This window comes from Streptomyces termitum (genome assembly GCF_014650175.1).
Lineage (GTDB): Bacteria > Actinomycetota > Actinomycetes > Streptomycetales > Streptomycetaceae > Streptomyces > Streptomyces termitum.
Window position 1 is genome coordinate 278,623 of record NZ_BMUL01000002.1, and the last position, 20,637, is coordinate 299,259.

The window sequence follows — 20,637 nt, forward strand, 5'->3', positions numbered from 1 at the left end:
AGGGTCCTTGGTCCCGACGCGGTGGACCCGAAGTCCCGGATGGCGTGAGATCGGGCACTTCGCCCTTTTTCCTGTTTGACTCGGAGACGTGCCCGACCATCCGCCGGACCCCGACGGCCCTCCGGCCCCCGAACCCCCGCCCGCCGGGACGCCGCGCCACGGGGCCGGGGCCCGGCCGCCCGGCGGGGAGCCCGGCGCGGGGTCCGGTGCGGAGCCCGGCTCGGGGCCCGTGGCGGAGCCCGGCTCGGAGCCCGTGGCGGGGTCCAGTGCGGAGCCCGCCGAGGAGCCCGGCTCGGAGCTCGGGGCGGGGCTCGACGACGACCCCGGCGCGCTCGCGCGGGCCGTGCTCGACGCGCTGCCGCAGGCCGCCGCGCTGGTCGGCGCCGACCGGCGGTTCCACCACGTCAACCGGCGCTTCCGCGAGGTGCTGCGGCTGCCGGACGACCTGGACCCGACCGCCCCCGGCGGCACCGGGCGGCTGCTCGCCCACGTCGCCGCGCTGCTCGCCCGCCCCGGGGACCGCGACCGCTTCCTCGCCGAGGCGCACGGCCGTCGGCCCGTCACCCGGACCGCCGACCACCACCTGGAGGACGGCCGGGTCCTGCGCCGCCGCCGCTCCCCCGTCGGCGGCCCGGACCGGCCCGCCGGGCACCTGCTGCTCGTCGAGGACGTCACCCGGCGGCACGAGGAGCGGGAGAACCTGGACCGGCGGCTGCGGGAGCTGACCGCGCTCGCCGACGAGCGGGCCGCCTTCGCCGGTCGCGCCCTGCACGAGCTGCGCACCCCGCTCGCCACCGTCCTCAGCTTCGCCGAACTGCTCCTCGACCCGGCCGGCGGCCCGCTCGGCCAGGAGCAGACCCGCTATCTGGAGGCGGTGCTGCGCAACGCCCGCCGGATGAGCTCGATCGCCGCGAACCTGCCCCGGTCGGCCGCCGGGGCGCCGGTGGCCGAGCCCCGCCCCGGCCGGGTCCTCGTCCCCGAGCTGGTCGAGCGGGTGGCCCTGGAGGCGCTCCAGCGCGGCGGCGGCGCGGGGCCGTACCTCTCCGTGGACGTCCCGGCGGACGGCCCGCCGCTGCGCGCCGACGGATGGCTGCTGACCGGGGCGCTGGAGGAGCTGGTCGCCAACGCGCTGCGCTTCACCCCCGCCGACGGGCGGGTGGAGCTGGGCGCGCGGTACGAGGACGACGGCTGGACCGTGCGGGTGAAGGACACCGGGATCGGCGTCCCGCTGGAGTACCAGGAGGAGGTCTTCACGCCGTACGTGCGCGCCCCCAACGCCCGGCGCGGCGGCTTCCCCGGCACCGGCCTCGGCCTGGCGGGCGCCCGGGAGGCGGCCCGCCTGCACGGCGGCACCCTCACCGTCCGCGACCGCCGCGACGGCCCGGGCGCCGCCTTCACCCTCCGCCTCCCCCTGCCCGGCCCGTACGCGAACCCGAACCCGGGGCCGGGCACGGACCCGGACACGGGCACCGGCACTCAGCCGGAGGTGGACCCCGGTACGGGCCCGTCTCCGGGCCCCGGCGGTCGTGCGGGCGGTGACGGCGGGGCCGCCGGATGACCCGGCTGCTCGTCGTCGAGGACGATCCCGACCTCGCGCTCGCCCTGCGGGTGCTCCTCTCCCGGGACGGGTACGAGGTCTCCCTCGCCGCCGACGGCCGGGAGGCGCTGCGGCTGCTGTTCGCCGAGCGGCCCGCGCTGATGGTGCTCGACCTGGTCCTGCCCGGACTGGACGGCTGGGAGGTACTGGACCGGACCCGGGACATGAGCGATCTGCCGGTGCTCGTCCTCTCCGGCCTCGGCGAGCCCGAGGACCGGGTCAGGGCGCTGCGCTCCGGCGCCGACGACTACCTGGTGAAGCCGTTCGCGCAGGCCGAGCTGCTGGCCAGGATCGAGGCGCTGCTGCGCCGCGCCGGGCCGGGCGGCTGGGCGGGCGAGACGGTCGAGCAGGACCTGCGCCTGGTCCCGGAGCGGCGCTCCGCCCTGTGGCTGGGCACCGAGATCCGGCTCAGCGACATCGAGTACCGCCTGCTCCAGCTCCTGGTCCGCAACCGGGGCCGGGTCGTCACCACCGAGCAGCTCCTGGACCAGGTGTGGGACGACGCCGCCGCCGTCGGCCGCGACCGGGTCAAGTTCGGGGTGCTGCGGCTGCGCCGGAAGCTGCGGTACGCGGGCGGCCCGCTGGCCCGCGACCCGATCGAGTCCGTACGCGGCCTGGGCTACCGCTACGAGACGACCGACCGCCGCTCCCCCGCCGGGTGACGAGGAACACCCCGAAACGGGCCGAAGGTCCCGGGACCAACCTCACGAGAACGCCCGGGAGGCCCATGACAACCGTCCGGCAACCGTGCGCCACCGGACCCCGCCACCGACCCCCGGCACCGTCGTCCCATGCACACCCTCCCCGCCCGCAGCATCGCCCTCGTCCTCGGCACCCGCCCCGAGCTGGTCAAGCTCGCCGAACTGATCCGCGTCCTCGGCCCCGCCGCCCGCGTCGTCCACACCGGCCAGCACTACGACGACGAGCTGTCCGGGGACTTCCTGGCCGAACTGGGCCTGCCCGAGCCCGAGTACCTCACCGGCGTCGGCGGCCGGCCGCGCGCCGTCCAGGTCGCCGCCGCGCTCGGCGCCCTCGACGAGCTGTTCGCCGCCGACCCGCCGCTGGCCGTCGTCGTCCAGGGCGACACCAACGCCGCCCTCGCCGGCGCGCTCGCCGCCAACGCCCGCGACCTGCCCCTCGTCCACGTCGAGGCCGGTCTGCGCAGCCACGACCGGGCCATGCCCGAGGAGCACAACCGGGTCCTCATCGACCGGCTCGCCGACGTGCTGTGCGCCGCCACCCCCGACAACCGCGCCCTGCTGCTCGCCGAGGGCCTGCCCGAGGACCGGATCGCCGTCACCGGCAACCCGGTCGTCGAAGCCGTACGCGACCACCTGCCGCCCGCCGGGGAGCGGGCCCGGCTGCTCGCCCGCCACGGCCTCGCCGCCGACGGCTACCTGCTGGCCACCGTGCACCGCCCCGAGAACACCGACGACCCGGCCGCGCTCGCCGCCGTCCTCACCGGGCTCGCCGACCTCGCCGCCGAGCTCCCGGTGGTCCTCCCGCTCCACCCCCGCACCCGCGCCCGGATCGCGGCGGCCGGGCTGACCGGGCTCCTCGACGGCCTGACCGTGCTGCCCCCGGCCGGTTACGGCACCTTCCTCGCGCTCGCCCGGCACGCCGCCGCGCTGGTCTCCGACTCCGGCGGCGTCCAGGAGGAGACCACCGTCCTGGGCCGCCCGCTGGTCGTGGTCCGCCGCTCCACCGAGCGCCCCGAGGCCCTGGCCGACTTCGCCGAGCTGGTCGCCCCCGGCCCGGCCATCGCCGCCGCCGTCCGCCGCCGCCTCGCCGAGGGGCCCGCCGGACTGCGCCGGCTGTCCGCGCTGCCCAGCCCGTACGGCGACGGCACCGCCTCCGACCGGATCGCCGACCTCACCGCCCACCTCGCCCGGGAGCGGGCGGTCCCCGGCTCGGGCCACGCCATGGCGGCCTGACCCCTCCCCGGACCCCTCTCCCTCCTGCCCCCTCCCGGAGACCGTCCCCATGTCCCTCCAGCTCCTCCTCTACGTCCTGCCCTTCCTCCTCCTCGGCGGCTTCCTCGTCTACTGGGCCGGTGCCCGGCACGCCTACGCGCGCCGCCGGCCCACCGAGCCCGGCGACCCGGCCGCGTACGACTGGCACTTCTTCGTGCCCTGCCGCGACGAGGAGGCCGTCATCGCCACCACCGTCGCCCGGCTGCGCGCCGACTTCCCCGCCGGGCACGTCTGGGTCATCGACGACGCCAGCGACGACCTGACCGGCCCGATCGTCACCGCCCTCGGCGCGCACGACCCCCGGGTCCACCTGGTCTCCCGGCGCCGCCCCGACGCCCGGGTCGGCAAGGGCGCCGCGCTCAACGCCGCCTACGACGCCCTCGACGCGCACCTGCCGGCCGGCACCGACCGCGCCCGGGTCGTCGTCTGCGTCGTCGACGCGGACGGGCAGCTCTCCCCCGACGCCCTCGCCCGGGTCAGCGGCCCCGACGCCTTCGGCGACCCCGACACGGGCGGCGTGCAGATCGGCGTGCGGATGCGGAACGTCGAGGACGAGCGCCCGCTGCCCGACCGGGGCCGGCTCGCCAACGCGTACGCGCGGCTCCTGATCCGCATGCAGGACGCCGAGTTCGCCGTCTCCAACACCGCGATGCAGCTGCTGCGCCGCCGCACCGGCTCCGTCGGCCTCGGCGGCAACGGCCAGTTCACCCGCCTCACCGCCCTGGACCGGATCGCCGCCGCCGAGCGCCGCCCCTGGCAGCGGGACGCCCTCCTGGAGGACTACGAGCTGGGGCTGCACATGCGGCTCGCCGGGTACGGCGTCACCCACGTCCACGACGTCTGGGTCAGCCAGGAGGCGCTGCCGTACACCCGCCGCTTCCTCACCCAGCGCACCCGCTGGGCACAGGGCAACATCTCCTGCGTCCGCTACACCGGCCGGATCGTCTCCTCCCGCCACTACCGGGCGCGCGGCGTCCTCGAATCGCTCTACACCTTCTTCCAGCCGGTCGCGCACCTGGCGACGCTGCTGCTGACCGCGCTCATGCTGGTGCTGCTCGTCCTCGGCGGGGCCGCCGGGGCGGTGCTGCTCGCCGCCTGGCCGCTCGCGCTCGGCCTCGCCCTGGTGTCGGTGGTGCCCTTCGTGCTGTGGGGGCCGGTCTACCGCCGCGAGTTCGCCCCCGACCGCTCCCGGCTGACCGGCGTCCTGTGGGGCCTCGCGCTCTGGCTGTACGCCTACCACCTGTTCGTCGTCTCGGCGCGCGGCTTCGTCCGGCTGCTGCGCGGCCGCACCGGCTGGGCCAAGACCCGGCGCAACGCGGAGACGGCCGGGGTGGGACCGGTGGCCACCGAGTCCTGAGGGGCGCGGACACGCCGAAGGGGCCCGGGACCGTCATGGTCCCGGGCCCCTTCCGGCGGTACGGCTACGCCTGCGGCAGCTTCTCCAGCTGGGCCTGGATGCGGGCGATGTCCTCGTCCGCCTTGGCGAGACGGCCCTTGATCTTGTCCACGACGTTGTCGGGGGCCTTGGCCAGGAACGCCTCGTTGCCCAGCTTGGCCTCGGCCTGCGCCTTCTCCTTCTCGGCGGCGGCCAGGTCCTTCGCGAGCCGCTTGCGCTCGGCGGCCACGTCGATGGTGCCGGACAGGTCGAGCGAGACCGTGCAGCCGACGACCGGCAGGGAGGCGGTGGCCTCGAAGCCCTCGCCCTCCGGCTGGAGGCGCAGCACCTGGCGGATGGCCGCCTCGTGCGCGGCCAGCGAGGTGCCGCTCAGGTCCAGGCGGGCCGGGACCTTCTGGGCGTCCTGGAGGCCCTGCTCCTTGCGGAAGCGGCGGATCTCGGTGACGAGCCGCTGGACCAGCTCGATCTCCTTCTCGGCGGCCTCGTCGCGGAAGCCCGAGTCCTTCGGCCACTCGGCGATCACGAGGGACTCGCCGCCGGTCAGCGTGGTCCACAGGGTGTCCGTGACGAACGGGACGATCGGGTGGAGCAGCCGCAGCATGACGTCCAGGACCTCGCCGAGGACCCGGCCGGAGACCTTGGCGCCCGCGCCGCCCGCGAAGAAGGTGGTCTTCGACAGCTCGACGTACCAGGCGAAGACCTCGTCCCACGCGAAGTGGTAGAGCGACTCGCTCAGCTTCGCGAACTGGAAGTCCTCGTAGTAGGCGTCGACCTGCGCGACCGTCTCGTTGAGCCGGGACAGGATCCAGCGGTCCGTCGCCGACATCTCCGAGGCGTCCGGCAGCGGGCCCTCGATGGTGGCGCCGTTCATCATCGCGAAGCGGGTCGCGTTCCAGATCTTGTTGGCGAAGTTCCGGGACGCCTGGACCCAGTCCTCGCCGATCGGGACGTCCGCGCCCGGGTTGGCGCCCTTGGCCAGGGTGAAGCGGACGGCGTCGGAGCCGTACGCGTCCATCCAGTCCAGCGGGTCCACCGCGTTCGGGTTCGACTTCGACATCTTCTTGCCGAACTCGTCGCGGACCAGGCCGGTCAGGGCGACCGTCTTGAACGGGACCTCGCCGTCCATCGCGTACAGGCCGAACATCATCATCCGGGCGACCCAGAAGAAGATGATGTCGTGGCCGGTGAGCAGGACGTCGGTCGAGTAGAACTTCGCCAGGTCCGGGGTCTTCTCCGGCCAGCCGAGCGTGGAGAACGGCCACAGGCCGGAGGAGAACCAGGTGTCCAGGACGTCGGGGTCCTGGGTCCAGCCCTCGGCCTCGGTGCCGGGCGCCTCCTCGTCGGGGCCGACGCAGACGACCTCGCCGTCGGGGCCGTACCAGATCGGGATGCGGTGGCCCCACCACAGCTGGCGCGAGATGCACCAGTCGTGCATGTTGTCGACCCAGTCGAAGTAGCGCTTGGAGAGCTCCTTCGGGTGGATCTCAACGGAGCCGTCGCGGACCGCGTCGCCGGCGGCCTGCGCCAGCGGGCCGACCTTGACCCACCACTGCATCGACAGGCGCGGCTCGACGGTCGTCTTGCAGCGCGAGCAGTGGCCCACCGAGTGCATGTACGGGCGCTTCTCGGCGACGATCCGGCCCTGCTCCTTCAGCGCGCCGACGATCGCCGAGCGGGCCTCGAAGCGGTCCAGGCCGAGGAAGGGGCCGTGGACGGTGATGACGCCGTGCTCGTCCATGACCGTCAGGGACGGCAGGTCGTGGCGGCGGCCGATCTCGAAGTCGTTCGGGTCGTGCGCCGGGGTCACCTTGACGGCGCCGGTGCCGAACTCGGGGTCGACGTGGGTGTCGGCGACGACCGGGATGGTGCGGTCGGTCAGCGGCAGCTTGATCCGCTTGCCGACCAGGTGCCGGTACCGCTCGTCGTCGGGGTGGACGGCGACGGCGGTGTCGCCGAGCATCGTCTCGGCCCGGGTGGTGGCGACGACCAGGGAGTCCTCGCCCTCGCCGTAGCGGATGGAGACGAGCTCTCCGGCGTCGTCCTGGTACTCGACCTCGATGTCGGAGATGGCCGTCAGACAGCGCGGGCACCAGTTGATGATGCGCTCGGCGCGGTAGATCAGACCGTCCTCGTAGAGGTCCTTGAAGATCTTCTGGACGGCCTTGGAGAGGCCCTCGTCCATGGTGAAGCGCTCGCGCGACCAGTCGAGGCCGGCGCCGAGGCGGCGCAGCTGGCCGAGGATCCGGCCGCCGTACTCGTCCTTCCACTGCCAGACGCGGTCGACGAACTCGTCCCGGCCCAGGTCGTGGCGGGACTTGCCCTCCTCGGCGAGCTGCTGCTCGACCTTGTTCTGGGTCGCGATGCCGGCGTGGTCCATGCCCGGCAGCCACAGCGTCTCGAAGCCCTGCATCCGCTTGCGGCGGGTCAGCGCGTCCATCAGCGTGACCTGGAAGGCGTGGCCCAGGTGCAGGGCGCCGGTGACGTTCGGCGGCGGGATGACGATGGTGTACGGCGGCTTCTCGCTCTTCGCGTCCGCCTCGAAGTACCCGCGCTCTACCCAGCGCTGGTACAGCGGCCCCTCTACCTCGGCCGGCGCGTACTGGGTCGGCAGTTCGGTGGTGGGCGCTGTCTGCTGCTGAGTGTTCTCGGTCACGAGCCCAGTTTAGGGGGGTCGCGGGCGTGTCCCGAAACGCGATTGTTCGGTAACGGTGTGACCCCCACCGCCCCGCCCGCCGCCGCCTTCCGCCAGGATGTTCGCTACGCGTAAACATCCTGTGAGGGGAACCAGTCGATGAGCTACAACCAGCCGGGGCCGTACGGCGGCCAGCAGCCGCAGCAGCCCGGCCCCTACGGCCAGCAGCCGGGATACGGCCAGCAGCCGGGGCCCTACGGGCAGCCGCAGGCCCCGCAGCCCGGTTACGGCTACCCCCAGCAGGCCCCGCAGGGCGTGCCGCCGCAGGGTTACGGCCACCCGCAGCAGCAGCCGCAGCCGGGTCCGTACGGCCAGCAGCCGCAGTACGGCGCCCCCCAGGGCCCCGGCGGCTACGTGCCGCACCCCCCGGCCGCGCCGAAGAGCAAGACCCCCATGATCATCGGCGCGGTCGCCGTCGTCGCGGCGATCGCGGTGGCCGCGTACTTCCTGATCGGCGGGGGCGGCTCCTCCGTCGCGAACGACGGCCCGCACAAGCTGATCACGCCGGAGACGGTGCTGGGCGAGTACAAGAAGTCGCCGGACAAGAGCAGCACCGGGAAGAACGACGACGACTTCGTCAAGAACTCCGAGAAGTTCGGTGTCAAGAACCCCACCCAGGTCACGGGTTCGTGGCAGGTCCAGGACAAGAGCAACCCGCTGGCGGGCAAGATGCTCACGCTCAGCGGCGTGTACGGCGAGATCGACGACCCTGAGAAGGCCCTCGACAACGTCTTCGCCAACATGAAGACCGAGGCTGAGAAGGACAAGGGCGAGGGCGAGCTGATCGGCGAGCCCAAGACGGTCACGCCCGCCGGGCTCGACGGCGCCGTGATGAAGTGCCAGGAGCTCAAGACCAAGTCGGGTGCCGACTCCGGCGGTCTCGGGCCCAAGGAGATGACCATGCCGGTGTGCGCCTGGAGCGACCACAGCACCATCGGTTACGTGCTCCACATCAACCTCGCCGACATGATGACCGGCAAGGCCGGCAGCATCGACGAGCTCTCCGGCATCGCCGCCAAGCTCCGCAAGGAGGTCCGCGTCAAGTCCTGACGCGGCGGACCCACGTGAAAGGGGCGCCCCCACCGGTCCGGTGGGGGCGCCCCTTTCACATGAGCCGGGCGGTTACGCCGACTTCTCGTGGCGGCCGTCGTTCTTGACGATCCGGGGGACCAGCGTCGGGTTCACGTTGTCGCGGACGACGTCCGCCGTGATGACCACGCGGGCCACGTCCTTGCGGGACGGGACCTCGTACATCACCGACTGGAGGACCTCCTCCATGATGGCGCGCAGGCCGCGCGCGCCGGTGCCGCGGAGGATGGCCTGGTCGGCGATGGCCTCCAGGGCGGGGCGGTCGAAGTCCAGCTCGACGCCGTCGAGTTCGAAGAGGCGCTGGTACTGCTTGACCAGGGCGTTGCGCGGCTCGACGAGGATCTTCAGGAGCGCCTCGCGGTCCAGGTTGTGGACCGAGGTGATGACGGGGAGACGGCCGATGAACTCGGGGATCATCCCGAACTTCACCAGGTCCTCCGGCATGACCTCCTGGAACTGGTCGCTCGCCTCGATCTCGCGCTTGGAGCGGATGGTGGCGCCGAAGCCGATGCCCTTGGCTCCGGCCCGCGACTCGATGAGCTTCTCCAGGCCCGCGAAGGCGCCGCCCACGATGAACAGCACGTTCGTCGTGTCGATCTGGATGAACTCCTGGTGCGGGTGCTTCCGGCCGCCCTGCGGCGGGACGGAGGCGGTGGTGCCCTCCAGGATCTTCAGGAGGGCCTGCTGCACGCCCTCCCCGCTCACGTCGCGCGTGATCGACGGGTTCTCGCTCTTGCGGGCGACCTTGTCGATCTCGTCGATGTAGATGATCCCGGTCTCCGCCTTCTTGACGTCGTAGTCGGCGGCCTGGATCAGCTTGAGCAGGATGTTCTCGACGTCCTCGCCGACGTAGCCGGCCTCCGTCAGCGCCGTCGCGTCGGCGATGGCGAAGGGGACGTTGAGCATCCGGGCCAGGGTCTGGGCCAGGAGCGTCTTGCCCGAGCCCGTGGGGCCCAGCAGCAGAATGTTGGACTTGGCCAGTTCGATGGCGTCGTCACGACCCTGCGCGCCGCCGTTCTCGCCGGCCTGGACGCGCTTGTAGTGGTTGTACACAGCGACCGAGAGGGCCTTCTTCGCCGGCTCCTGGCCGACGACGTACCCCTCCAGGAACTCGTAGATCTCGCGGGGCTTGGGGAGTTCCTCCCACCGCACCTCGCTCGTCTCCGCGAGCTCCTCCTCGATGATCTCGTTGCAGAGGTCGATGCACTCGTCGCAGATGTACACACCGGGTCCCGCGATGAGCTTCTTCACCTGCTTCTGGCTCTTTCCGCAGAACGAGCACTTGAGCAGATCGCCGCCATCACCGATGCGTGCCACGAGGTGCTTCCCCTTCGCCTGGGAGCGCTTGGTTCAGCGACTCCTGGTGCCTCATATTCGACGGTACCTTGCCGGGCCCCCCGTTCGGGCCCCCCTTGGCGTGGTTGGCATGGTCGGGATTCGGCCATGCCGACCACGGCGAGGGAAGGTGGAGCGTCAGGCTGCCGAGGCGGCCGTGCTCTTGCGGGTCGAGACGATCTGGTCGATCAGGCCGTACGCGAGGGCGTCCTCGGCCGTCAGGATCTTGTCGCGCTCGATGTCGTCGCGGATCTTCTCGATCGGCGTCGAGGAGTGCTTGGCCAGCATGTCCTCCAGCTGGCTGCGCATGCGCAGGATCTCCTTGGCCGCGATCTCCAGGTCGGAGAGCTGCTCGCGGCCGGTGCCGCCGGAGGGCTGGTGGATCAGCACGCGCGCGTTCGGCAGGGCCATCCGCTTGCCGGGGGTGCCGGCGGCCAGCAGGATCGCCGCGGCGGAGGCCGCCTGGCCCATGCAGACCGTCTGGATGTCCGGCTTCACGAACTGCATCGTGTCGTAGATGGCCGTGAGCGCGGTGAAGGAGCCGCCGGGGCTGTTGATGTAGATGGAGATGTCCCGGTCCGGGTCCATCGACTCCAGGCACAGGAGCTGCGCCATCACGTCGTTGGCGGACGCGTCGTCGATCTGCACGCCGAGGAAGATCACGCGCTCCTCGAACAGCTTCGCGTACGGGTCGTACTCGCGCACGCCCTGCGAGGTGCGCTCGACGAAGCGCGGGACGACGTAGCGGTTGTCCATCGGCGCGCCGGTGTACAGGCCGCTCGGGGAGAGGTTGTTCAGCATGTGGGTGTTCACCGTCCTGGTGGCGTTCGGCGGGGGCTGGTGTCTTCGGCGGGCGGCCGGCGCTCAGGCGCCCGTGCCGCCGCCGCCCGGAACACCCGCGGCGTGCGTGATGATGTCGTCGATGAGGCCGTACTCCTTGGCCTCCTCCGCGGTGAACCAGCGGTCGCGGTCGCCGTCGCGGATGATCGCCTCGACGGTCTGGCCCGAGTGGTGCGCGGTGATCTCGGCCATGCGCTTCTTCGTGCGAAGGAGGTACTCGGCCTGGATCTTGATGTCGGAGGCCGTGCCGCCGATGCCGGCGGAGCCCTGGTGCATCAGGATGTCGGTGTTCGGCAGCGCGAAGCGCTTGCCGGGGGTGCCGCCGGTGAGCAGGAACTGCCCCATCGAGGCGGCCATGCCCATGCCGATGGTCACGACGTCGTTGGGGATGTACTGCATGGTGTCGTAGACGGCCATGCCGGCCGTCACGGAGCCACCGGGGCTGTTGATGTAGAGGTAGATGTCCTTCTCCGGGTCGGCGGCCAGGAGGAGCATCTGGGCGGTGATCTTGTTGGCGATGTCGTCGTCGACCTGCTGGCCGAGGAAGATGATGCGCTCGCCGAGCAGCCGGTTGTAGACATGGTCGCCGAGGCCGCCACCGATGGACGGCTCACCCGCGGCGTAAGGCTTCAGATTCGTCACGTATCCACCTGCTCGTCTCCGACGGCCCCGGGCCGTCTCAGCGTCTTTGTTCTGAGGGCAGTGCCCCCGTATCCATGGACCCTAACGCGCAGGTGGGACAACGCCATCCCGGTTCCCGAACTGTTCGCTGGGAGCGCAAGGTAGTTGGGGGCGCATGAAAAGGCGCACGCGCGCCCACCGGCGGGTCCCCGTACGCCACGGGCCCGGACGCACAGTCGTGCGTCCGGGCCCGTGCGCGATTCGGCGCGAGGCGCGGGCCTCCCGGCGGGGCCGGGCGGGGCCTACTTCTCCTCGGAGACCTCGGCCTCGCCGGTGACGGCCTCGACCGTCTCGGCGGCCTGGTCCTCGTCCTCGTCGGAGAGGTCCACGACCTCGCCGTTGGTGTCGACGACCTTGGCGGCCTCGACGACGACCGCGAGGGCCTTGCCGCGGGCGACCTCGCCGACCAGCATCGGCACCTGGCCGCCCTGGACGACGGCCTGGGCGAACTGGTCGGGGGACATGCCGGAGGAGGCGGCACGGCGGAAGAGGTGCTCGGTGAGCTCCTCCTGCTCGACGTTCAGCTTCTCCTGGGAGACCAGCTCGTCGAGGAGGAACTGGGTCTTGATGCCCTTGACCGCCTGCTCCTTGGTCTCGGCCTCGAACTCCTCGACCGTCTTGCCCTGGAGCTCCAGGTACTTCTCCAGGCTCAGGCCCATCTGGCCGAGCTGGTGGTGCTCCAGGTTGTGCTTGCGGGTGTTGACCTCTTCCTCGAGGAGCTTCTCGGGGACGGGGATCTCCGCCAGCTCCAGGAACTTCTCCAGGACGCGCTCCTGCGCCTGGGTGGCCTGGTCGAACTGCTTCATGTTCTCGAGGCGCTTGCGGCTGTCGGCCTTGAGCTCGTCGAGGGTGTCGAACTCCGACGCCATCTGCGCGAACTCGTCGTCCAGCTCGGGGAGCTCGCGGGCGGCGACGGTGGTGACCTTGACGGTGACCTCGGCCTCCTTGCCCGCGGCCGAGCCGCCCTTCAGCTCGGAGGCGAAGGTCGCCTCGCCGCCGGCCTCCAGGCCGGTGACGGCGGCGTCGATGCCGTCGAGCAGCTCGCCGGAGCCGATGGTGTACGAGACGCCGTCGGCGACGCCGTCGGGCAGCACCTCGCCGTCGACCTTGGCGGTCAGGTCCACGGTCACGACGTCGCCCTCGGCGGCGGCGCGCTCGACCGGGTTGGTGGAGGCGAAGCGCTCGCGGAGCTGCTCCACGGACTTCTCGACGTCCTCGTCGGTGACCTCGACCGCGTCGACCTCGACCTCGATGCCGGAGTAGTCCGGGATCTCGATGGCCGGGCGGACGTCGACCTCGGCGGTGAAGGCGAGGACCTCGCCGTCCTTCAGCTCCGTGATGTCGACCTCGGGCTGACCCAGCGGGTTGACCTCGGCCTCGTTCACGGCCTCGGTGTAGAACTTCGGGAGCGCGTCGTTGACGGCCTCCTCCAGCACGGCGCCACGGCCGAAGCGCTGGTCGATGACGCGCGCGGGGATCTTGCCCTTGCGGAAGCCCTTGACCGTGACCTGCTGGTTGATCTTCTTGTACGCCGCGTCGAGGCTGTCCTTGAGCTCCTCGAAGGGCACCTCGACAGTGAGCCGAACCCGAGTCGGGTTCAGGGTCTCCACGGCGCTCTTCACGGTTCGGTCTCCTTGGTGGCTGATTCCTGGATTCCGGCCGAGCCGCGCGGGGGCGGTTCCGGCCGATGGGCCCGGTCAGAAAAGACACACGGGCACGCAGCTTGCATAGTAACCGCACGAAGGATGACGCCCACAACGCGATCAAGAACCAGCGGGCGGGACCGCGGAGGATCATGATGGTCGGGGTGGCGGGATTTGAACCCACGGCCTTCCGCTCCCAAAGCGGACGCGCTACCAAGCTGCGCCACACCCCGTCGGTGCGACACGTAGGGTACATGCACGGGGACGCTGCGACGCCCCCCGTTTTCCGGGGTGTGCACGGAGGGCTCCGGACCGGCTACCATGCTCTCCGTGCCGAGGTCCTTTTGACCTGCGGCGCCCTGCATGCGGGCGTAGCTCAATGGTAGAGCCCTAGTCTTCCAAACTAGCTACGCGGGTTCGATTCCCGTCGCCCGCTCTGTACGGCCCCGGGCCCGGTCCTCTTCAGGAGGAACCGGGCCCGGGGTCTTTTCCATGCCTCCGCGCGCGTGCCGGGCCCCGCCGGGGCGACGGCGGGGCCCGGCACGCGCGGGTCAGAACTTGATGGCCCCGATGGTCTGGGTTATCGAGTCCAGGAAGCGCTGGATGTCGTCGGCCATGCCGGTGGAGGCGAGGAAGAAGCCGAAGAGGATGGCGACGGCCGCGGGTCCGCCCTTGAGGCTGCCCCCGCGGATCAGCACCACGAGGACGATCGCCAACAGCAGCACCACGGACAGCGAAATGGCCATAACTGATTCACACCCTCGGTCGGTCCCACCCAGCCACCGGGAGGCGCACCTGTCGAGCACCCCCCGCACCTCCATCGTGCCACCAACCCCCCTGCCCCCGCCGGGGGGTGACGAATCGTGGGACGCCGGTACCGGTGGAAGACGCCTCCGGGGGCCGGGGGGGTTCAGCCCTGGCGTGAGATGAGGAGGAGCGCCCGGTCGTCGTTGACGTCCTTGGCGACGGCCTCGATGAGGTGGCGGGCGACGCCGTGGAAGCCGTCGGGGAGGCAGCGCTCGGCCTCGCCGGTGAGGCGGTCGATGCCCTCGTCGAGGTCGCGGTCGGCGGCCTCGACGAGGCCGTCGGTGAACAGCATCAGGACGTCGCCGGGGCGCAGGCTGCCCTTGACCGGGTGGAAGTCGGCGCCGTCGTAGACGCCGAGGAGGGGTCCTTCGCCGTCCTTCTGCTCCCAGCGGCCGGTGCCGGCGTGGAGCTGGAGCGCGGGCAGGTGGCCGGCGGAGAAGAGTTCGTAGTCGCCGGAGTCCAGGTCGAGGACGAGGTGGACGGAGGTGGCGAAGCCCTCGTCCCAGTCCTGCCGGAGCAGGTAGCCGTTGGCGGCGGGCAGGAAGCCGTGCGGCGGGAGCGAGCCGAGGAGGCCGCCGAAGGCCCCGGAGAGCAGCAGGGAGCGGGAGGCGGCGTCCATGCCCTTGCCGGAGACGTCGGTGAGGACGACCTCCAGGGTGCGGCCGCCGTGGGTGCGGGCGGCGACGACGAAGTCGCCGGAGAAGGACTGGCCGCCGGCCGGGCGGAGCGCCATCTCGCGGTGCCAGCCGTTCGGCAGCCGGGGCAGGGCGCTCTGGACGCGGAGCCGTTCGCGCAGGTCGAAGAGCATGGTGCCGCCGCGCCGCCAGGGCACGCCGACGCGGGCCCGGAACTGGGCGATGAGCAGGCCGAAGAGTCCGCAGGCGGCGACGACCAGGACGGTGCCGGGGGTGACCCGGGCGGGGCCCTCGCCGTACGGGCCGAGGAGCACGGACTCGACGATGAGGCCGCCGGCCGCCGCCGCGTACAGGGCGAGGAGGCTGGCGGGGCGCAGCAGCAGGCCGCCGGCGACGATCGGCAGGACGAGGGCGGCGGGCGAGCACCAGACGGGGTCGAGGACGGTGCCGCAGACGATGGCGGGGACGGTGAGCAGGAGGCCCGCCAGGGCGAGCCGGTCGGAGGCGCCGCCGCGGAAGTACTCGACGCCGGTCCGGCGCAGCGCGAGGCGGGCCCGGTGGACGCTCCTGCGCAGCCGGGCCGCGTGCGTGTCGTGTTTCGCGCGGTCACCCATTGGCCTGGACCCTATCCATCCCGGCCGGTTCCGTGCAGGGGTACCCCGGTGACAAGGGGGCTCAAATCGGGTCGCCCCCGGCGCCGGGCCCTGATATCGATGGCATATGACAAGCGAGATGCGGGTGCTGGACCCGTCGGAGTGGGACCGCTGGTTCGGGGCGCTGGAACTGGCCTTCGGGGGCGTACCCGAGGAGCCCGAGGAGCGGGAGCTCTGGCGCGACCTGACCGAGTGCGACCGGTCGCTGGGCGTCTGGGAGGGGGAGCGGCCGGTGGCGACGGCCGGGGCGTTCTCGTTCCGGATGACGGTGCCCGGCGGGGCCGCGGTGCCGACGGCCGGGGTGACGATGGTGAGCGTGGCCTCGACGCACCGGCGGCGCGGGATCCTGACCTCGATGATGCGGCGGCAGCTCGACGACGTGCGGGAGCGGGGCGAGCCGCTGGCGGTGCTGACCGCCTCCGAGCCGGTGATCTACGGGCGGTTCGGGTACGGGGCGGCGAGCTGGGCGCACCGGGCGGTGATCGACACCACGCGGGTGCGGCTGGACCTGCCGGCGGGCGTGGACGGGGTGGTGCTGCGGCCGGTGCCGCTGGCGGAGTCCTCGGCGGCCTACGAGGAGCTGTACGCGCGGCTGGTGCCGCGCCGGCCGGGGATGACGGTGCGCCCGGCGGGCTGGGAGCGGCAGCCGGTGCTGGATCCGCCGGGCGCGCGCGGGGGTTCCTCGCCGCGGCAGTGCGTGCTGGCGGAGCGGGACGGGGAGCTGGTGGGCTACGCCTCGTACAGCGTCAAGCCGGACTGGGGCTGGGCGGGGCCGGACGGCTCGGTGACGGTGCGGGAGCTGATGGGGCTCGATCCGGTGGCGGAGGCGGCGCTGTGGCGCTTCCTGTGCTCGGTGGACCTGACGGCGAAGGTGCGGATCGACAGCCGTCCGGTGGACGACGGGTGGCGGCACCTGGTGTCGGACGTGCGGCGGTGCGAGCCGGTGCTGCGGGAGGTGCTGTTCGCCCGTCCGGTGGAGGTGGGCGCGGCGCTGGCGGCGCGGACGTACCGGGCGCCGGTGGACGTGGTCCTCGACGTGTCGGACGCGTTCTGTCCGTGGAACGAGGGGCGCTGGCGGCTGTCGGGGGACGCGAAGGGGGCGGTCTGCGAGCGGACCTCGGACGCGCCGGAGCTGGCGCTGTCGGTACGGGAGCTGGGGGCGGCCTATCTGGGCGGTACGGCGCTGTCGTCGCTGGCCGCGGCGGGCCGGGTGACCGAGCTGCGGGACGGGGCGCTCGCGGAGGCGTCGCTCGCCTTCGGCTCGGACGCGGCGCCCTGGCTGCCGCACGGCTTCTAGGAAGCGGTACGGCCCCCGGTGCGTCCGGGGGCCGTACGGGGCTGCGGGTCAGCGGGTCTGGCAGGCGGGGCACCAGAAGAGGTTGCGCGCGGCCAGGTCGGCGGTGCGGATCGCGGTGCCGCAGAGGTGGCAGGGCAGGTGCGCGCGGCGGTAGACGTACACCTCGCCGCCGTGGTCGTCGACGCGCGGCGGGCGGCCCATCGCCTCGGGGGTGTGCTCGGGGCGGACGGTGTCGATGCGGTTGAGCCGGACGCCTTCGCGCATCAGTCCGCGCAGGTCGTCCCAGATCGCGGTCCACTCCCCCGGCGTGAGGTCGCGGCCGGCCCGGTAGGGGTCGATGCCGTGCCGGAAGAGGACTTCGGCGCGGTAGACGTTGCCGACGCCCGCGATGACCTTCTGGTCCATGAGCAGGGCGGCGATGGTGCTGCGGGAGCGGGAGATCCGGTGCCAGGCGCGGTCGGGGTCGGCGTCGGCGCGCAGCGGGTCGGGGCCGAGCCGGTCGTGGACGGCCCGCTTCTCCTCGTCGGTGACGAGGGCGCAGGTGGTGGGGCCGCGCAGGTCCATGTACCCGTCGGGGCCGGTCAGCCGGAGCCGTACCGTGTCGGCGGGCGGCGGGGCGGGGACGTCGCCGAAGCCGACCTTGCCGAAGAGGCCGAGGTGGATGTGGATCCACTCGTCGCGGGGGAAGCCGAGGAAGAGGTGCTTGCCGTGCGCCTCGGCGGTCTCCAGGACGGAGCCGTCGAGGAGGGCGGCGGAGTCGGCGAACTTCCCCTGGGGGCTGGAGACGCGCACGGGCCGGCCGCCGAACCGCTCGCGGTGGTCGGCGGCCAGCCGGTGGATGGTGTGCCCTTCGGGCATCAGGCGGTGGGCTCCTGCGGGTGGTGGGCCGGGATCGGGGGCAGGTCGCCGGTGGTCTCGTAGGCGGTCAGCATCTCGATGCGGCGGGTGTGGCGCTCGTCGCCGGAGTACGGGGTGGCGAGGAAGATCTCGACGAACTTGGTCGCCTCCTCCTGGCTGTGCATGCGGGCGCCGACGGCGACGACGTTGGCGTTGTTGTGCTCGCGGCCGAGGGCGGCGGTCTGCTCGCTCCAGGCGAGGGCGGCACGGACGCCCTTGACCTTGTTGGCGGCGATCTGCTCGCCGTTGCCGGAGCCGCCGATGACGATGCCGAGGGCGTCCGCGTCGGCGGCGGTGCGCTCGGCGGCCCGCAGGCAGAACGGCGGGTAGTCGTCGAGGGCGTCGTAGAGGTGGGGGCCGCAGTCGACGGGCTCGTGGCCCTGGGCGGTGAGCCACTCGACGAGGTGGGTCTTGAGTTCGTAGCCGGCGTGGTCGGAACCGAGGTAGACGCGCATGCCGTCGAGTGTGGCACGGCCGGGGCGGGCGGGGCGCCAGCGGGGGGCACGCGGCGGGGCCCCGCCCCCGGTGGCCGGGTGCGGGGCCCCGGCGGGGTCCTGGGCGCGTGGAGCACGTGACGGACGCGGTGCGTGTGGCTCGCGTGGCGCGTGCGGACGCGGCGCGCGTGACGGGCGTGGTGCGCGTGACGGGCATGGTGCGTGGGGCCGGGCGCCGTGGCGGGCGCCGGCCCGAGCGTGGCGCCCGGTGCGGGGTCAGCCCTTGCGGCCGGCGAGCTTCCAGGCGGCGGGGAGGGCGCCCATGGCGAGGGCGGCCTTGAGGGCGTCGCCGATGAGGAAGGGGGTGAGGCCGGCGGCGACGGCCTGGCCGAGGGTCATGCCGGTGGCGAGGGCCAGGTAGGGCACGCCGACGGCGTAGATGACGGCGGAGCCGAGGACCATGGTGCCGGCGGTGCGCAGGACCGAGCGGTCGGCGCCGCGGCGGGCGAGGGCGCCGACGACGGTGGCGGCGAGGAGCATGCCGAGGACGTAGCCGAAGGACGGCATGGCGTAGCCGGAGCTGCCCTGGGCGAACCACGGGACGCCCGCCATGCCGGCGACGGCGTAGAGCGCGAGGGCGAGGAAGCCGCGGCGGGCGCCGAGGGCGGTGCCGACGAGGAGGGCGGCGAAGGTCTGGCCGGAGACGGGGACCGGGGAGCCGGGGACCGGGACGGAGAGCTGCGCGGCCAGGCCGGTGAGGGCGGCGCCGCCGGCGACGAGGGCGATGTCGCGGGCGCGGCTGGAGGGGAGGAGGTCGGCGAGGACGGTACCCGTACGGAGGGTGCGGGCGGGGGCGGCGGCGGTGCTCATCGGTACTCCGCGGGGGTGAGGGTGCAGGGACAGGTTGACGCTATGCCAGGGGTGAGCGCCCGATCACCGTCAGCCGCCGACAAAGCCTCGGCCCGGGGGTTCATGGAGTTCCGACAAAGGAGGGCTCGGGCGCCACGCGCCACGTGATGCTCATCACTGCCGACTCGTCAGGTGTCGCCCCTTTTGCGTCGGGAGGCGGTCGGCGGAGAGACTGTGGGGTCTCCATAAGTTCCCTTTCCAGAGCGCGAGCCCCCACCATGCGCGACGACGTTCCGCCGTCCTCCCCCCTGACCGAACCCGAGCCGCTGACGCACGGGTTGAAACAGCGGCACCTGACGATGCTGGGGCTGGGCGGGGTGATCGGCGCCGGGCTCTTCGTGGGCTCGGGGGCGGGCATCGCGGTCGCCGGGCCGGGGATCGTGGTCTCGTACCTGCTCGCGGGCGGGCTGGCGATGCTGGTGATGCGGATGCTGGGCGAGATGTCGGCGGCGATGCCGGCGTCCGGGGCGTTCTCGGTGCACGCGGAGCGGGCGCTGGGCCGGTGGGCCGGTTTCACGGTGGGCTGGCTGTACTGGTTCCTGCTGGTGGTGGTGCTGGCCGTGGAGGCGACGGCGGCGGCGCGGATCGCGCACGGCTGGGTGCCGGGGGTTCCGCAGTGGGGCTGGGTGCTGGTGTTCATGCTGGTCTTCACGGCGGCGAACCTGGCGGCGGTGAAGAACTTCGGCGAGTTCGAGTTCTGGTTCGCGGCCCTGAAGGTGGGGGCCATCGTCCTCTTCCTGGCGCTGGGCGCGCTGGCGGTCGCCGGCTGGCTGCCGGACACCGACCCGGTGGGCCTGGCGAACCTGACCGGCCGGGGCGGCTTCCTGCCGAACGGCTGGTCGGGAGTGGTCTCCGGGGTGCTGGTGGTGGTCTTCGCCTTCGGCGGCCTGGAGGTCGTGACGATCGCGGCGGCCGAGTCGGAGGACCCGGCGCGGAACGTGGCGCGGGCGGTGCGCAGCGCGGTCTGGCGGATCCTGCTGTTCTACGTCGGCTCGATGCTGGTGATCGTGACGCTGCTGCCGTGGACGGCGATCGTGCCGGGCGAGTCGCCGTACGTGGCGGTGCTGGACGCGATCGGGGTGCCGGGGGCGGGGCAGATCATGAACGTGGTGATCTTCGTGGCGCTGCTGTCGGCGCTCAACGCCAACCTGTACGGCTCCTCCCGCATGGTCTTCTCCCTCGCCGAGCGCGGCGAGGCCCCGCGCGGGCTGCTGCGGACGGCGGGCGGGGTGCCGCGCCGGGCGGTGCTCGCCTCGGTGGCCTTCGGCTTCGTGTCGGTCCTGCTGAACCTGAAGTGGCCGGACTCGGTCTTCCTCTACCTGCTGAACGCGGTGGGCTCGGTCCTCCTCTTCGTCTGGGCCCTGATCGCCGTCTCGGAACTGCGCCTGCGCCGCCGGATCGAACGGGAGGCGCCCGAGGCCCTCTCCCTGCGCATGTGGGCCTTCCCGTACCTGACCTGGACCGCCCTCGCCGCGATGGCCGCCGTCCTGATCCTGATGCTCCTGGACCCCGGAACCCGCCCCCAGATGCTGTGGTCGACGGCCGCGACGGCCCTGGTCCTGCTGGTGGCCCTGGCCCGGGAACGATGGGCGGCGCGAACGCGGTGACGGGTCCCCCGGCGGGGGTGTCAGTCGGCGGCGGGTACGGGCGCGGCGAAATAGGTGCCGGTCAGGAAGGTCCCGATGTACGCGCCGGGCCCGTGCCGGGCGTCGAGCCAGGCGGAGAGGTCTTCGGTGTCGCCGCTGATCACCGCGCGCAG

18 protein-coding genes and 2 tRNA genes are annotated in these 20,637 nt (G+C 72.8%); 8 read left to right on the forward strand and 12 right to left on the reverse strand.

Translation table 11 applies throughout. From position 1 onward, the window contains the following. The first annotated feature begins 88 nt into the window (after positions 1 to 88). The 4 genes from IE219_RS04600 to IE219_RS04615 all read left to right on the forward strand — a co-directional run bounded on the left by IE219_RS04600 (position 89) and on the right by IE219_RS04615 (position 4,927). A complete protein-coding gene (locus IE219_RS04600; protein ID WP_189975210.1) occupies positions 89 to 1,558 on the forward strand; it encodes a sensor histidine kinase in 1,470 nt (489 codons plus the stop codon). Beyond that, on the forward strand, positions 1,555 to 2,259 hold the full coding sequence (locus IE219_RS04605; RefSeq protein ID WP_189975211.1) for a response regulator transcription factor: 705 nt from the start codon (positions 1,555 to 1,557) through the stop codon (positions 2,257 to 2,259). The genes IE219_RS04600 and IE219_RS04605 overlap by 4 nt, the downstream gene beginning before the upstream one ends. A 129-nt stretch (positions 2,260 to 2,388) precedes the next feature. Beyond that, positions 2,389 to 3,531: a non-hydrolyzing UDP-N-acetylglucosamine 2-epimerase gene (gene wecB / locus IE219_RS04610; RefSeq protein ID WP_189975212.1), complete on the forward strand. Its 1,143-nt coding sequence runs from the start codon at positions 2,389 to 2,391 to the stop codon at positions 3,529 to 3,531. 49 nt (positions 3,532 to 3,580) lie between these two features. Continuing rightward, entirely contained in the window at positions 3,581 to 4,927 is a 1,347-nt protein-coding gene (locus IE219_RS04615; RefSeq protein WP_189975213.1) for an XrtP-associated glycosyltransferase, read from the forward strand. 64 nt (positions 4,928 to 4,991) lie between these two features. On the opposite strand, the gene IE219_RS04620 is transcribed toward IE219_RS04615, so the two are convergent. Next, complete coding sequence (locus IE219_RS04620; protein WP_189975214.1) at positions 4,992 to 7,619, reverse strand: valine--tRNA ligase; 2,628 nt, start codon at positions 7,617 to 7,619, stop codon at positions 4,992 to 4,994. A 138-nt stretch (positions 7,620 to 7,757) separates the two neighbouring features. Between IE219_RS04620 and IE219_RS04625 the strand changes: the two genes are divergently transcribed. Next, complete coding sequence (locus tag IE219_RS04625; protein ID WP_189975215.1) at positions 7,758 to 8,708, forward strand: hypothetical protein; 951 nt, start codon at positions 7,758 to 7,760, stop codon at positions 8,706 to 8,708. A gap of 72 nt (positions 8,709 to 8,780) precedes the next feature. Here IE219_RS04625 and clpX read toward each other — a convergent pair whose 3' ends face one another. The 5 genes from clpX to IE219_RS04650 all read right to left on the reverse strand — a co-directional run bounded on the left by clpX (position 8,781) and on the right by IE219_RS04650 (position 13,479). Beyond that, complete coding sequence (gene clpX / locus IE219_RS04630) at positions 8,781 to 10,064, reverse strand: ATP-dependent Clp protease ATP-binding subunit ClpX (RefSeq protein ID WP_189975216.1); 1,284 nt, start codon at positions 10,062 to 10,064, stop codon at positions 8,781 to 8,783. Between the two features lie 156 nt (positions 10,065 to 10,220). Next, positions 10,221 to 10,880 carry an ATP-dependent Clp protease proteolytic subunit gene (locus tag IE219_RS04635; RefSeq protein ID WP_308434011.1) on the reverse strand — a complete coding sequence of 220 codons (660 nt, stop codon included), beginning with the start codon at positions 10,878 to 10,880 and terminating at the stop codon, positions 10,221 to 10,223. Positions 10,881 to 10,946: 66 nt separating this feature from the next. Continuing rightward, the gene (locus tag IE219_RS04640; protein WP_189975218.1) at positions 10,947 to 11,564 is read right to left on the reverse strand and encodes an ATP-dependent Clp protease proteolytic subunit; all 618 of its coding nucleotides are present in this window, start codon (positions 11,562 to 11,564) and stop codon (positions 10,947 to 10,949) included. Positions 11,565 to 11,845: 281 nt separating this feature from the next. Further along, on the reverse strand, positions 11,846 to 13,225 hold the full coding sequence (gene tig / locus IE219_RS04645; RefSeq protein ID WP_189975219.1) for a trigger factor: 1,380 nt from the start codon (positions 13,223 to 13,225) through the stop codon (positions 11,846 to 11,848). A 177-nt stretch (positions 13,226 to 13,402) separates the two neighbouring features. Then, positions 13,403 to 13,479: transfer RNA gene (locus IE219_RS04650), tRNA-Pro, on the reverse strand. Between the two features lie 132 nt (positions 13,480 to 13,611). Here IE219_RS04650 and IE219_RS04655 point away from each other — a divergent pair. Beyond that, positions 13,612 to 13,682, forward strand: a tRNA-Gly gene (locus tag IE219_RS04655). 115 nt (positions 13,683 to 13,797) lie between these two features. Here IE219_RS04655 and IE219_RS04660 read toward each other — a convergent pair. Both IE219_RS04660 and IE219_RS04665 read right to left on the reverse strand, forming a co-directional pair. After that, positions 13,798 to 13,992, reverse strand: coding sequence for a hypothetical protein (locus tag IE219_RS04660; RefSeq protein WP_189975220.1), 195 nt, complete (start codon positions 13,990 to 13,992; stop codon positions 13,798 to 13,800). Positions 13,993 to 14,156: 164 nt separating this feature from the next. Then, positions 14,157 to 15,302, reverse strand: a complete 1,146-nt coding sequence (locus IE219_RS04665) for a PP2C family protein-serine/threonine phosphatase (RefSeq protein ID WP_189975221.1) — start codon at positions 15,300 to 15,302, stop codon at positions 14,157 to 14,159. 106 nt (positions 15,303 to 15,408) lie between these two features. Between IE219_RS04665 and IE219_RS04670 the strand changes: the two genes are divergently transcribed. Then, the gene (locus IE219_RS04670; RefSeq protein WP_189975222.1) at positions 15,409 to 16,638 is read left to right on the forward strand and encodes a GNAT family N-acetyltransferase; all 1,230 of its coding nucleotides are present in this window, start codon (positions 15,409 to 15,411) and stop codon (positions 16,636 to 16,638) included. Positions 16,639 to 16,686: 48 nt separating this feature from the next. Here the strand turns inward: IE219_RS04670 and IE219_RS04675 are convergent, their stop codons facing one another. From IE219_RS04675 to IE219_RS04685, 3 genes are all read right to left on the reverse strand, one after another. Then, entirely contained in the window at positions 16,687 to 17,496 is an 810-nt protein-coding gene (locus IE219_RS04675; RefSeq protein ID WP_189975223.1) for an Fpg/Nei family DNA glycosylase, read from the reverse strand. After that, a complete protein-coding gene (locus tag IE219_RS04680) occupies positions 17,496 to 17,990 on the reverse strand; it encodes a ribose-5-phosphate isomerase (protein ID WP_189975224.1) in 495 nt (164 codons plus the stop codon). Before IE219_RS04680 ends, IE219_RS04675 begins: the two co-directional genes overlap by 1 nt. A gap of 255 nt (positions 17,991 to 18,245) precedes the next feature. Further along, positions 18,246 to 18,839 carry a biotin transporter BioY gene (locus IE219_RS04685; RefSeq protein ID WP_189975225.1) on the reverse strand — a complete coding sequence of 198 codons (594 nt, stop codon included), beginning with the start codon at positions 18,837 to 18,839 and terminating at the stop codon, positions 18,246 to 18,248. 257 nt (positions 18,840 to 19,096) lie between these two features. Between IE219_RS04685 and IE219_RS04690 the strand changes: the two genes are divergently transcribed. Next, positions 19,097 to 20,485: an amino acid permease gene (locus IE219_RS04690; protein ID WP_189975226.1), complete on the forward strand. Its 1,389-nt coding sequence runs from the start codon at positions 19,097 to 19,099 to the stop codon at positions 20,483 to 20,485. Positions 20,486 to 20,505: 20 nt separating this feature from the next. Here the strand turns inward: IE219_RS04690 and IE219_RS32210 are convergent, their stop codons facing one another. Beyond that, on the reverse strand, positions 20,506 to 20,628 hold the full coding sequence (locus IE219_RS32210) for a hypothetical protein (protein WP_268256826.1): 123 nt from the start codon (positions 20,626 to 20,628) through the stop codon (positions 20,506 to 20,508). Positions 20,629 to 20,637 lie beyond the last annotated feature (9 nt).